This window comes from Allofustis seminis DSM 15817, from assembly GCF_000374325.1.
In the GTDB taxonomy this organism is placed as follows: domain Bacteria; phylum Bacillota; class Bacilli; order Lactobacillales; family Carnobacteriaceae_A; genus Allofustis; species Allofustis seminis.
Window position 1 is genome coordinate 204,910 of record NZ_KB894080.1, and the last position, 12,280, is coordinate 217,189.

The 12,280-nt window shown below is 40.7% G+C and carries 15 protein-coding genes; 14 read left to right on the forward strand and 1 reads right to left on the reverse strand.

From position 1 onward, the window contains the following. Window positions 1–53: 53 nt before the first annotated feature. Window positions 54–767 carry a GntR family transcriptional regulator gene (locus C231_RS0102955; RefSeq protein WP_018659168.1) on the reverse strand — a complete coding sequence of 238 codons (714 nt, stop codon included), beginning with the start codon at window positions 765–767 and terminating at the stop codon, window positions 54–56. A gap of 143 nt (window positions 768–910) precedes the next feature. On the opposite strand from C231_RS0102955, the gene C231_RS0102960 reads away from it, so the two are divergent. From C231_RS0102960 to C231_RS0103025, 14 genes are all read left to right on the forward strand, one after another. Further along, window positions 911–2,278, forward strand: a complete 1,368-nt coding sequence (locus tag C231_RS0102960) for a glycoside hydrolase family 1 protein (protein WP_018659169.1) — start codon at window positions 911–913, stop codon at window positions 2,276–2,278. A 20-nt stretch (window positions 2,279–2,298) separates the two neighbouring features. Next, complete coding sequence (locus tag C231_RS0102965; protein ID WP_018659170.1) at window positions 2,299–2,778, forward strand: DUF3284 domain-containing protein; 480 nt, start codon at window positions 2,299–2,301, stop codon at window positions 2,776–2,778. Next, a complete protein-coding gene (locus C231_RS0102970) occupies window positions 2,771–4,153 on the forward strand; it encodes a PTS sugar transporter subunit IIC (protein ID WP_018659171.1) in 1,383 nt (460 codons plus the stop codon). Before C231_RS0102965 ends, C231_RS0102970 begins: the two co-directional genes overlap by 8 nt. Window positions 4,154–4,367: 214 nt before the next feature. After that, window positions 4,368–4,793, forward strand: a complete 426-nt coding sequence (locus tag C231_RS08215) for a DUF4430 domain-containing protein (RefSeq protein ID WP_018659172.1) — start codon at window positions 4,368–4,370, stop codon at window positions 4,791–4,793. Next, window positions 4,772–5,443, forward strand: coding sequence for an ECF transporter S component (locus C231_RS0102980; RefSeq protein WP_156808091.1), 672 nt, complete (start codon window positions 4,772–4,774; stop codon window positions 5,441–5,443). The genes C231_RS08215 and C231_RS0102980 overlap by 22 nt, the downstream gene beginning before the upstream one ends. 11 nt (window positions 5,444–5,454) lie before the next feature. Beyond that, a complete protein-coding gene (locus C231_RS0102985) occupies window positions 5,455–6,012 on the forward strand; it encodes a DJ-1 family glyoxalase III (protein ID WP_018659174.1) in 558 nt (185 codons plus the stop codon). Between the two features lie 288 nt (window positions 6,013–6,300). Further along, complete coding sequence (gene rsmG, locus C231_RS0102990) at window positions 6,301–7,020, forward strand: 16S rRNA (guanine(527)-N(7))-methyltransferase RsmG (protein WP_026314323.1); 720 nt, start codon at window positions 6,301–6,303, stop codon at window positions 7,018–7,020. Between the two features lie 60 nt (window positions 7,021–7,080). Further along, complete coding sequence (locus tag C231_RS0102995; RefSeq protein ID WP_018659176.1) at window positions 7,081–7,842, forward strand: ParA family protein; 762 nt, start codon at window positions 7,081–7,083, stop codon at window positions 7,840–7,842. After that, complete coding sequence (locus tag C231_RS0103000; RefSeq protein WP_018659177.1) at window positions 7,835–8,716, forward strand: ParB/RepB/Spo0J family partition protein; 882 nt, start codon at window positions 7,835–7,837, stop codon at window positions 8,714–8,716. Before C231_RS0102995 ends, C231_RS0103000 begins: the two co-directional genes overlap by 8 nt. A gap of 18 nt (window positions 8,717–8,734) precedes the next feature. Beyond that, a complete protein-coding gene (locus tag C231_RS0103005) occupies window positions 8,735–8,929 on the forward strand; it encodes a DUF951 domain-containing protein (RefSeq protein WP_018659178.1) in 195 nt (64 codons plus the stop codon). A 31-nt stretch (window positions 8,930–8,960) separates the two neighbouring features. Continuing rightward, the gene (gene ychF / locus C231_RS0103010) at window positions 8,961–10,061 is read left to right on the forward strand and encodes a redox-regulated ATPase YchF (RefSeq protein ID WP_018659179.1); all 1,101 of its coding nucleotides are present in this window, start codon (window positions 8,961–8,963) and stop codon (window positions 10,059–10,061) included. Window positions 10,062–10,086: 25 nt separating this feature from the next. Continuing rightward, complete coding sequence (locus C231_RS08220) at window positions 10,087–10,788, forward strand: DUF1129 domain-containing protein (protein WP_018659180.1); 702 nt, start codon at window positions 10,087–10,089, stop codon at window positions 10,786–10,788. A 60-nt stretch (window positions 10,789–10,848) separates the two neighbouring features. After that, entirely contained in the window at window positions 10,849–11,949 is a 1,101-nt protein-coding gene (locus tag C231_RS0103020) for a hypothetical protein (protein ID WP_156808092.1), read from the forward strand. 144 nt (window positions 11,950–12,093) lie between these two features. Continuing rightward, window positions 12,094–12,280, forward strand: a 187-nt coding sequence (locus C231_RS0103025) for a hypothetical protein (protein ID WP_026314324.1), incomplete at its 3' end; no start/stop codon positions are given.

Below are 12,280 nucleotides of genomic sequence, written 5' to 3' on the forward strand. Positions count from 1 at the left end.
ATAAATAAAAAAAGAGCCACGATATATGAGAAATCTCATTTGTCGTGGCTCTTTTAATTATGGTGAAATGTGGTATAAGTGAATTCTGTCACATCATAGGGATAACGCGTCTGAGAGAACTCAAAAGGGCGACCGTCCTCCAAAAAGACAACTTGCTCAATTTCAAGAATTGGCGTATTGGGGGCACATTTTAAGTGCATATGATCATAGACATCCGAACGATCTGCACGTATTCGGCGCGATGCTGCACCAATCATTAAGTTTAGATTATTACAAATGTGGCGATAGATTGAGTGGTGCAATACTTCCTCGGTAACGTTCGGAATTAAATCGACTGGCATAACAGTGTATTCTAGCACAATAGGCTGATCATTCATCAGACGAAGACGGATGATATTGTAGACTAGATCTCCCTCATCAAGTTGTAAGTGGTCAATCTCGTGGTCTTCCGCGGGCTGAATAGCAAAGGCAATTACTCGTGTGGATAATGTTCCGCGTGAGCCATAATAAGCTGTCCCACCATCATAATGATCAATAGGAGTATCATATGCATAGCGTTCGATTTTTCGCGGGCGGATAAAGGTCCCATTTCTTCTATCTGTCATCAGCCACCCTTCAATTTTCAATACTTGAATAGCCTTTGAAATGGTCATCCGACTCGTATTATAATATTGGGCTAATTCATGATGCGTTGGCAATAGGCAATCAAATTCTTGATGGACGATCCGATGTTTTAAATCACTGGCAATCTTTAGGTAGCGGCTCATCGTCTTTCTCCTTTATGGGGACATTTGCTTTATTTATGTAAAACTAAACCTTTACATAAATAGTAACATGATTTCCTTTTTTATGCTAGAGTCACTATAATGAATGTAAGCGTTACATTATGCGATATAAAGGAGATGGTCTTATGGTAGACATTCAATTCCCATCAGATTTCTTATGGGGCAGCTCAACAAGCGGGCCACAATCTGAGGGTCGTCTAGCAGATGACGGGAAAGGCGATAATGTTTGGGATTATTGGTTTGAGAAAGAGCCTGAGAAATTTTTCGATCAAGTAGGTCCACAAAAAGCCTCAACTTTTTATGAGAATTACAAGACAGATATTCCTTATTTGAAAGCGACAGGTCATACCATTTTTCGTACCTCGATTCAATGGTCGCGCCTGATTCCGACTGGTGACGGCGAAGTGAACGAAAAAGCTGTAGCCTTTTACCGCGATGTTTTCAAACGAATTAAAGCAGAAGGAATTACCTTATATGTCAACTTATATCACTTTGATTTGCCTATGGCATTGATGGAACGCGGCGGCTGGGAATTAAAAGAAACAATCGACCACTATCATCGTTATGCACGCATTTGTTTTGAGGAATTTGGCGATTTAGTCGATTGGTGGGCAACCTTTAATGAACCTATCGTTCCAGTCGAAGCTGGCTATCTTGGACAATTCCACTTGCCAGCAGTTTTCGATCCGAAGCGTGCCATTCAAGTAGCCTACAATACACAAGTGGCGAGCGCTTATGCAACCAAAGCATATCATGAACTGCTAGGTGGCAATAAAATGAGTATTATCTTGAATTTGACACCAGCATATGCAAGAAGCGAAGATGAAGCCGATCAGCATGCAGCAAAAATGGCGGAACTTCTCCAAGCACGCAGTTTTTTAGATCCTTCTGTAAAAGGTATATATCCGCAAGAACTCGTGGATTGGGTAAAAGAAAAAGGCTGGATGCCTGAATATACAGCAGAAGAGCTGACCATTATTAAAGAGAACACGATTGACTTTTTAGGTGTGAATTTCTATCAACCGCTTCGTGTCAAAGCTCCGACAGATACTACGCAAGTCTTGCCATTTGAACCATGGGAAATGCCAGGACGCCGCATGAATCCTCACCGCGGCTGGGAAATTTATCCCGAAAGCCTCTATGATATTGCACTCAATTTGAAAGATAATTATGGTAATATCGACTGGGTAGTTGCTGAAAATGGTATGGGTGTTGAAGGAGAAGAACAATTTTTTGAAAATGGTCAGATTCAAGATGATTATCGCATTGACTTTTTCAAAGAACATCTTGAACAACTGCACCGCGGCATTCAAGAAGGTGCTAATTGCCATGGCTACCTTGTATGGACTTTTATTGATTGCTGGAGCTGGCTCAATGCCTACAAAAATCGCTATGGTCTAGTTGAGTTGGATCTTGAAACAGGACAGCGCCGCATTAAGAAATCAGGCGAATGGTTCAAAAAACTCTCCGAAAATAACGGCTTTGATCGTTAAGAGATAGAAAGGAATTTCTCATGCAATTTCAACAACATGTCGATGTATCTGCTGCAACTTTTTATCAAAATTTGTTGCATTCTATTCAACTAGAATATGCTTATCATCATGGACAAATGGCTGATGCACCTGAAGAGCTGTCATTGGAGGCAGGAATGTCTTATCAAGTAGAGAGCGAAGCGGGCAGTTATCGCGTTGAGTTGCATGAATTACTTCCGAATGAACGCTACGAAACCGTCATCTATTCCAATCGCGGTCGGACACATATTATTTATGAAATTGAACCGACACCGGATGATAATGGCGCACTTATTACATATCGGGAAACGACCGAGAGCGCCAATATTTTTCAGCGATGGAATGAACTATTGATTGGTACTTTGTTTAAGAAGAAAATTAAACAAGGCGTGCAGCGAAAAATTGAGCAAATTGCTCATCTAAATTTAGGGAACAATATAAAAAAACAAAAAATAAATAAAGGAGATGAACAAAATGTCTAATGATCGTAATTTAACAAGTCGTTTCATGGATTTTGCGACAAAAGTCGGAAGCCAACGTCATTTAGTTGCGATTCGTGACGGATTTATTGCATTGATGCCTCTAACAATGGCGGGATCTATTGCAGTACTTTTAAACGTTTTCTTCCGCGATATTCCAAATACCTTTGAAATGACAGGATTTGTTGAAACGATGCAACCGCTTATCGAAATTAATGGCTATGTTTATTTCGGTACGATTGCGATTATGGCACTTGTTTTTGCTTTTTCTTTAGGACATAGCTTATCTACAAGTTACGGAGTGAACGGCCTTTCAGGTGGTTTAGTTTCCGTTGCTTCATTCATTGCAACAGTTCCACAAATGTTCAATGTTAATGTGGACTTGACAGCTGCTGATGCAGGCGTAATCGAAGCCTTAAAAGGACTGGGCTTGACGATTGAATCTGCAGAAGGTGCAACTCATCTTGTTGCAAGTGACTGGGGCGGATTATCCGTTAACTTCTTAGGAGCTACAGGATTATTTACTGCACTTATTATTGGACTTTTATCGACACAGATTTTCGTATGGGTGACCAAACGTGATTTAATTATTAAATTGCCAGATAGCGTTCCACCTGCTGTAAATAAAGCATTTGCAGCAATTGTTCCAGGTACTTTAGCTATTTATACAGTCGGTCTGATTACGATGATCGTAACTAAATTGAGCGGACAAGGCATTAATGACCTCATCAGTTTCTACATTCAACAACCATTGCTTGGATTATCCCAAGGCTGGTTCAGCGTGGTCTTACTGTCCTTCCTAGTTCAATTATTCTGGTTCTTCGGACTTCATGGACATAACGTATTGGCACCAATTATGGACGGAATTTATATGCCAGCGCTTATTGCGAACACTGAAGCCTATGAAGCAACAAAATCAACAGCAAACTTACCATATCTTTGGACGCGTGGCTCTTTTGATGCTTATGCGCAACTTGGAGGTAGTGGAATGACTTTGGCCCTGTTGATTGCAATCTTTGTCTTCTCAAAACGTGAAGACTACCGTACTATCGCACGTCTGTCCCTGCCAATGGGTATCTTCAACATTAATGAACCTGTAACATTTGGTATCCCAATGGTGTTGAACCCAGTCTACATTATTCCATGGCTATTTGTGGCACCGATTTGTGCTGGAATTGCATACTTTGCAACAGCTATCGGCTTTGCGCCACCAGTATTCTTATCTATTCCATGGATTACGCCACCTGTTTTATATGCATTCTTAGCAACAGGTGGAAGCATCACCGCCGCTTTAGTAGCTGCAGTGAACTTTGTCGTAGCATTCTTGATTTGGGCTGTATTTGTCCGCAGTGCAAACAAGATTAAAATTGAAGAATAAAGGACAGCGCATAAAGATCTAACAGATGAACAAGCAAAGTGGCGAGAATGAAATATCTATTTCCCGCCCTTGCTTGTTTTTTTATCTCTCATTTTAAAGCCTTAGTTCCAACTTGACACTACTTTGTAGGCTGATAAAATAAAGAAGAAGCTTCCCTTACTATTGAAAGAGAGGGACATATTTTAAAAAATGAAAATTTAAAGGAGTGACCCACATGAAAAATTCAAAATGGAAAGAGTTAGGTTTTGCATCTTTTGTTGTGCTTGCATTAGTCGCTTGTGGTACAGACATTAAAAACAATGCGACCCAAAATAAAGAAGCCCCTGCCACCGCCGATGTTCAAAAAGAAGAATTGAAAGCAACATTTGAAATTAAAAATGGTGACGATACACTTGCAGACAAAGAAGTAACATTCAAAGAAGGTGCAACAGTATTTGAAGTGTTGGATGCTAATTTTGAAGTAAAAGCTGAGGATACGGACTATGGAAAATATATCAAAGCCATTGACGGCGTTGAAGAAGATACATCTGCAAGCAAATTCTGGCTCTATACAGTAAATGATAAAATGGCTGAAGTGGATGCTGGTGAGATGACATTAAAAGATGGCGATAAGGTGACATGGACTCTCAGCGCCATGTAAAGAGCAAGCGAGCAAAAGCTAGCGCAAAAACCGACATCACTGGCAAAGAATGTACCGCTCATAACAAAAAACAAAAGCATTCACAAAATAGGGGACCCTACACGTGGGTGCTTTCTTCTCATGTATCACATTTTACACCGAAGCGTATTGCCTTACTTGCGCTCTTGACAGCGTTAGGATGTATTGGTCGCTGGTTATTTGCCGTGCCCTTCTTACCTAATATTCAGCCAATGACCACCATTTTGTTGCTTGTGACCTTGCATTTTGGTGTTGTGGACGGAATCATTGTCTCGATACTTTCGATTTTGTTGACGAATATGTTACTAGGCATGGGGCCATGGACACTGCACCAGATAGGCACATATATGATCGTGATGGCACTGACCGGAATTTTGCGCCCGCTTTATGCTCGACAGACCCCGCTTCATTTTATGCTACTGACCCTTTATGCCGGACTAGTTGGGTTACTTTATGGATTTATTATTTCTATATTTTCCGTCTATATGTATCAGATGCCAAGCTTTTTAGCTTATTATATGCGCGGTATTCCCTTTGACATGTTGCATGGTTTGGGAAATATTGGTTTTTTTAGTCTGTTGGTCCCGATTTTACGCCCAATTTTAGAGAAGAAATTTCCGTCAACACCATAAGGAGGAAAAATATGAAGAAAGTTGCAGTATTTTTAGCACATGGAACGGAAGAAAGTGAAGCAATTATTGTTATTGATCTCTTACGCCGAGCAGGTATCGCAGTGCAGACGGTATCCATTGAAGCGGATGCAGTAATTCATTCCGCGCATGACATCTTGCTCAAGGCAGATCAGATTATTACGAACTTTAATGCAGAAGGCTATGACTTATTATTTATTCCAGGTGGTGCGAAAGGTGTGGCACGTATGTATGAATCCGCCAAACTTTCACAGATTTTGTCAGATTTTTCCGCTGCGGGCGGACGGTTAGGAGCAGTATGTGCTGGCCCTACAGTACTTGGCAAGCTCGGACTGCTTGAAGAAAGTCAAGTAACATGCTATCCAGGCTGGGAAGATCGACTAGGTGGCGCATATTATCATAATCAATCAGTAGTCATTAGTGATAAAGCGATCACCGGCCGTAGTATGGGGGCATGTATTCCCCTAGCATTAACCATTATCCAAGAATTGATAAGCAAAGAAAAAGCAAATGAAATAAAAGATGCCATTGTCTATCCTTATGCGTTTTAGGCAGTAGAGGCTATACAGTGAATAACATCATAAAAACTTGGAACACTCGTAAAAATACGGCAGTGTTCCGAGTTTTTTTATGGAGAAAAAGGGATAAATTTTTAGATATAGTAATTTTATTTACTCCTATTAAATGAGACTATTCTCTTTTTATAATGGGTCAATTTGCACATTATAAGCATTTTTCAAATGTATAATCATAGTTGAAAATTATGCTGTTTTCTAGTAGAGTTAGAGAGTGTATGTGGAACATTTGATTGTTTCACGAGAGATAAAAGGCGCGGTATGATGCAACCGGAACAATTCAAAAAAGCGCTAGAGGCACTAGGGTTTACTGTTACAAAGCAGATGATGGATCAATTTGCACGCTACGTGCAACTATTGCAGGAGTGGAACAAAAAAATCAACTTGACGGCCATTGACGAGACGGAAGAGATTTATTTAAAACATTTCTATGATAGCGTGGTTGTCGCACGTTATGTGGCTTTTCAAGATCGGGATACACTAATTGATGTGGGAAGCGGCGCTGGTTTTCCAAGTTTGCCACTAAAAATTTTGTTGCCCTCGTTACAGATAACGATTATTGATTCCTTAAATAAACGCATTAATTTTTTGAAGTTATTAGTTGAAGAATTGGCACTGGATGATGTGGAGCTTTTTCATGGACGTGCTGAAGATTTTGGACAGAATGCGGCTTTTCGCGAACGATTTGATTGGGCGACAGCACGTGCTGTGGCACGCATGAGTGTCTTGAGTGAATATTGTCTGCCTTTTGTAAAAGTAGGTGGCGCATTCCTAGCATTAAAAGGTGACAAGGGTGAAGAAGAGTTGCTAATTGCAAAACGCGCCATTCAAACATTTGGCGGACAAGTTGAGCAAGTGGCACATTTTGAATTGCCACTAGAAGCGGGTGAGCGTAGCGTGATTCAAATTAAAAAAATCCAAAAAACGCCTAAAAAATATCCGCGTCAGGCGGGGCTTGTCAACAAAAAACCGCTCGAAAATTAAAAGATAAAAATAAAAAAATATAACATTGAAAAAGAAGGTTACTTGGGAAGGGAGAAAGTCATGGGAAAGATTATTGCAGTCGCTAACCAAAAAGGCGGCGTGGGTAAAACCACAACGACCGTTAATTTAGGCGCTTCCCTCGCTTATGAAGGACGTTCCATTTTATTGATTGATATGGATGCACAAGGTAATTCGACAAGTGGTGTCGGTGTGCGAAAAGGAGAAGTCGGTCAAGACATTTATGATGTGCTCGTAAATGATGTTCCCATAGTTGATACGATTCGCGATACGAGCCGGCAAAATATGCAAGTCGTTCCAGCGACCATTCAATTAGCTGGAGCTGAGGTCGAATTGACACAGTTTCCAGCACGTGAAAGTCGCCTAAAAGTAGCGCTGGAATCAGTGGTAGACCAGTATGACTTTATTCTAATTGATTGTCCGCCATCTTTAGGGCATTTGACGATTAATGCATTTACTGCTGCAGATACGGTCCTAATTCCTGTTCAATGTGAATATTATGCACTTGAAGGTCTGAGTCAACTGCTCAATACGATTCGACTGGTCCAAAAACATTTCAACCCAGCGTTACGTATTGAAGGGGTATTGCTGACAATGCTTGATGCACGTACGAATTTAGGAACAGAAGTAGTAGAAGAAGTGAAGAAATATTTCCACGAAAAAGTATATGATACGATTATTCCTCGAAATGTTCGCCTTTCTGAAGCACCAAGTTATGGGCAAACGATTATTGATTATGATATTCGTTCAAAAGGTGCCGAAGTCTATCAAGCCCTTGCGAAGGAAGTGTTAGCAAATGAGTAGCAAAAAAACAGGATTAGGTCAAGGCATTCAAGCACTCTTTCAAGAGATCGAAATTCAAGAAACACCGACACATGGCGAATCTGTGACCGAAATCGAACTTCGTGAAATTCGCCCCAATCCTTATCAGCCGCGCCGCCATTTTAATGAAGAAGCACTGGCAGAACTTGCAGAGTCCATTCGTGAAAATGGAGTATTGCAGCCGATTATCGTCCGCCGCTCTCAAGTGAAAGGCTACGAGATTGTAGCGGGTGAACGCCGATTTCGTGCATCCCAGCTTATTCAGGCGGAGAAAATTCCAGCAATCGTTCGTGAAATGGACGAAGAGATGATGATCAAGTATGCCATTTTAGAGAACTTGCAACGTGAAGATCTAACGGCACTTGAAGAAGCGGATGCCTATCATTTAATGATGGAGCGACTAGATTTAACGCAAGAGAAAGTAGCCGATGCATTGGGTAAGAGTCGTTCACACATTGCTAACCATTTACGTTTGCGTACACTTCCAGACGAAGTGAAGCAGTTGTTGAATGAAGAGAGAATTTCAATGGGACAAGCACGTACACTCCGCGGATTAACTGATGAGAAAGCGATCATTAAATTAGCGAAAAAAGCAGCCGCAGAGAATTTAACGGTGCGCCAATTAGAAAAATTAGTAGCAGAAATGAAAAATCGCCCTCAAGTTGCACCGAAAACTACGAAAAATAAAAAATCTATTTTTGTGCGCCACTATGAAGAACAACTGATGGATAAATTTGGCACCGATGTTACGATTAAAGAACAAGGGCAAAGCGGCCGTATCCAAATTGAATATACGAGCGCAAGCGATTTACATCGTATTCTAGTGGATGTATTGCAGTTGAACTTGGATGATTAATGAAATGGGGAGGTTAAGATGAGTCAAGGAGATTATGGTTTGCATGATCATGTCGAAATGAAAAAAAAGCACCCTTGTGGAAATAATGAATGGGAAATTATTCGCATGGGAGCCGATATTCGTATCAAATGTATCGGTTGTGGTCAACTCGTCTTATTACCGCGCCGCCAATTCAACAAAAAAATGAAAAGAATAATTCAAAAAAATGATTAATGAAGCAGAGAAAGATTCAGGTGATTAGAAAATGGCTTTAACAGCTGGGATTGTCGGACTTCCAAACGTTGGGAAGTCGACCCTTTTTAATGCAATTACAAAAGCGGGAGTGGAGGCTGCAAACTATCCTTTTGCGACCATTGACCCGAATGTGGGCGTCGTAGAAGTTCCGGATGCACGGCTGGAACGTCTGGCCGAGATTGTCCATCCTCAAGCAATTCATCCAACAACTTTTGAGTTTACAGATATTGCAGGAATTGTCGAAGGTGCAAGCGAAGGCGAAGGCCTTGGGAACAAATTCCTTGCCAACATTCGTGAAGTGGATGCCATCTGTCATGTGGTACGCTGCTTTGATAATGATGAGATTACTCATGTTTCTGGCAAAATTGACCCAGCAGCTGATATTGAGACTATTAATATTGAGCTGACTTTAGCAGATTTAGATGCTGTCACGCGCCGATATGATCGAATTCAAAAGCAAGCGAAAGCCAATGAACCCGGTGCTAAAGAAGTATTGGAAGTCTATGACAAAATAAAGCCAGCCCTTGAAGACGGCATTCCAGCACGGGCGCTAGAATTCACAAAAGAGCAGGAAAAAATTGTGCGCGAGATGTTCTTATTAACGAGCAAACCAGTACTTTATATTGCAAATGTTGACGAAGAGTTGATTGCTAACCCTGAAGCAAGTGACTATTTCCAAATTGTAAAAGAAATTGCTGAAAAAGAAGGAGCCGAAGTCGTGGGTATTTCTGCCGAAATTGAACAAGAAATTGCGGAACTTGATGACGATGAACGCAACATGTTCTTGGAAGATCTAGGTGTAAGTGAGCCGGGATTGAACCGTGTGATTCGTAAGTCCTATGAGTTGCTGAACCTCGGCACTTATTTTACAGCAGGAGAAAAAGAAGTGCGTGCCTGGACTTTTGTTAAGGGCATGAAAGCCCCTCAAGCAGCGGGTATTATCCATTCTGATTTTGAACGTGGATTCATTCGTGCTGAGACGATTTCTTATGAAGATTATGACATATACAATGGAGAAAAAGGAGCACGTGAAGCAGGACGTATGCGCCAAGAAGGAAAAGACTACATCGTTCAAGATGGTGATGTCATGCTTTTCCGCTTTAATGTCTAGAGAGTATGCAATAGGAGGTCAATGAATGAAAGAACAAGAAGAAAAACAAGCACAGCCTACTTTAAGTATTGCAGAAGAAAATCATTTAATGTACAAAAAATTAACTAATAAAAATGAAGAATATTTCTTCCAATTGGATCGCCGCTTGACAGAGGAAGGATATCCCGAAGATGAACGTGAACAAATCTTGCATGAAATGCTAGAAAAAACCATGACATTACAAGAGGAAAGTGTTCCAGCACGCCGTCATTTTGGAACGGTAACGGACTTCTTGCGCAAGCTGCGAACGGGAGAATTGGCACCTGAAGAAGAAAGTGTCGCCTCACCAATCTGGCAACGCTATATTGATGGCGCGCTACTACTCGGCGGACTCTTTGCATTGATTAATGGAGTCGGTGCCATGAATGCGAATGCACTGAAATATGAACCAGCAGGTCTCGGAGAGATCCTTATGAATTTCGTGCTTGGCGGTGTCGTGATGTTAATTTTCACGAAATATGCTCCAAAACCTGGCAAGAAAAATAGCTTTATCATTTATTTTGCGGCAAGTATCGGTGCCATGGTAATCTGGGTAGTCGGTCTGGGTGCCATGCGCTATCTGGCCTTGAAGATTCCAGCCATTAATCCAGCTTTACCTGCATGGGTAATTATCGCAATGGGTTCATTCTCACTTGCTGGAAGATTCTTCTTCAAACGTTATTTCAATATTAAAGGCACGCTATTTTAATATCATATGTTCGACCATAACTGTCCCACCTTTCAAATATGCTCTAATACTAGAGTATGTATGATGTGGGACAGTTTTTTTGTTTTTACAAATAAAGAATTGGAATGTTTATTGAATTGTTCGGATCGAACGGTTTCACGGATTAAAAAAGAGTTGATTGATGAGGGGTTATTGCTTCAAAAACAACGAGGATTTGACCCTGTGAAAAAACGTAATCTTCCTAACCGTTTATATTTAGCAGATTTAGATGTGGAAGCCACAGATGTTTATAAACTACAAAAAGAAGAACGTGTATTAGAATCGGCAGCGATCGATCATTGGATCGATGAGGGGTTGACTGATGAAGATCGTGAATTTTTAGCGGAAGAAAATCCTTTAGAAAATTTATTAGACGATCATTTATCCAATGATTTAGAAAATTCTTCGGAACATTTACACGAAAAATCAGAGGATTTTTCAGAAGAAATGTCCTCAAAAAATGAGGCAGACGAAAAAGTGTCGCCCCCTGAAAAAATGGTGAAAAACGCTAAAAAGGGGTCCAAACCCCTTGATACGAGCGGACTAGCAAAATTTGCGCCTCGAGAGAAAGTGACCAAACCCCTTGATACAAGCGGACTAGCAAAATTTGCGCCCTATATATATAAAGATAACTATAAAGATCTTAAAGAGATTAAAGATCGCCCAAGCGATGAAAATTCCATCCTCTGGAAAAATGTGTCCGAGAGTCAAAATTCAGAAACGCTTAATTTAGAGTTAGTGCACCAGTATTTAGACAATATGAGTTTTAAACATTTTTATGGCGAAACGCTTTTAAAACTTCTTGAGAATTTTGCCTACGGCAATGCGGAAGCGTTGAAGCTTTATGCGGATAAGGTGATGTTTGCACAGCAGTCGGCGGAGAAAGACTTGGGCTATAGTTTGGGTGTGGGCTTTGAGATTGATCCTAGCGGGTCATACTTACACCAAATGCTGGCGAAAACGTTTAAATCATGCATGTATCAGATTCGTCAAGGGCAGGTGCAGCGTCCGAACGACTATCTCTTTATGGCATTCAAGCGTTTATTTTTAGACTATGGACGTTCCCAGCAGTCGATGGGGCAGTCGGAACTGTCGGCAGATCTGGTGGAGCTTATCCATAATCCCGATATTTTGTTGGAATAAAAGATCGCTGAAAAAGAACAGAAGTGAGTATATTTTTATTTAAGCCTTGCAATTTATGAAAGGGGTGGTTAAAATGAAGTAAATAGGGCAGTCTGTTATTTTTATCACAAGATTTATGGAGAGATATGAAAGTGAGGAATTAAAATGCAAAAGATGAATGTAAAAGCATGGTGTTTTAGTGCAATCGCATTGGTTGCCCTTTTTCTTGTGGGCTGTGGACGTTCTAATGCCGCAAGTGTCGATTTAAAAACATTAGTGGCACGTTCAGAAGCTCATCATGCAATGGAACAAGCCGAAAAAGAAAAATTAGCACAAATGGCATTACTCAACG

Excerpts from the sequence above, each read along its gene's own strand:
- C231_RS0102995 (WP_018659176.1), top strand. The coding sequence starts at position 7,081 with ATGGGAAAGATTATTGCAGTCGCTAACCAAAAAGGCGGCGTGGGTAAA.
- C231_RS08220 (WP_018659180.1), top strand. The coding sequence starts at position 10,087 with ATGAAAGAACAAGAAGAAAAACAAGCACAGCCTACTTTAAGTATTGCA.
- C231_RS0102965 (WP_018659170.1), top strand. The coding sequence starts at position 2,299 with ATGCAATTTCAACAACATGTCGATGTATCTGCTGCAACTTTTTATCAA.
- C231_RS0103005 (WP_018659178.1), top strand. The coding sequence starts at position 8,735 with ATGAGTCAAGGAGATTATGGTTTGCATGATCATGTCGAAATGAAAAAA.
- C231_RS0102985 (WP_018659174.1), top strand. The coding sequence starts at position 5,455 with ATGAAGAAAGTTGCAGTATTTTTAGCACATGGAACGGAAGAAAGTGAA.
- C231_RS0102960 (WP_018659169.1), top strand. The coding sequence starts at position 911 with ATGGTAGACATTCAATTCCCATCAGATTTCTTATGGGGCAGCTCAACA.
- C231_RS0102955 (WP_018659168.1), bottom strand. The coding sequence starts at position 767 with ATGAGCCGCTACCTAAAGATTGCCAGTGATTTAAAACATCGGATCGTC.
- C231_RS0103000 (WP_018659177.1), top strand. The coding sequence starts at position 7,835 with ATGAGTAGCAAAAAAACAGGATTAGGTCAAGGCATTCAAGCACTCTTT.
- C231_RS0102970 (WP_018659171.1), top strand. The coding sequence starts at position 2,771 with ATGTCTAATGATCGTAATTTAACAAGTCGTTTCATGGATTTTGCGACA.
- C231_RS08215 (WP_018659172.1), top strand. The coding sequence starts at position 4,368 with ATGAAAAATTCAAAATGGAAAGAGTTAGGTTTTGCATCTTTTGTTGTG.
- rsmG (WP_026314323.1), top strand. The coding sequence starts at position 6,301 with ATGCAACCGGAACAATTCAAAAAAGCGCTAGAGGCACTAGGGTTTACT.
- C231_RS0103020 (WP_156808092.1), top strand. The coding sequence starts at position 10,849 with ATGATGTGGGACAGTTTTTTTGTTTTTACAAATAAAGAATTGGAATGT.
- ychF (WP_018659179.1), top strand. The coding sequence starts at position 8,961 with ATGGCTTTAACAGCTGGGATTGTCGGACTTCCAAACGTTGGGAAGTCG.
- C231_RS0102980 (WP_156808091.1), top strand. The coding sequence starts at position 4,772 with ATGGACTCTCAGCGCCATGTAAAGAGCAAGCGAGCAAAAGCTAGCGCA.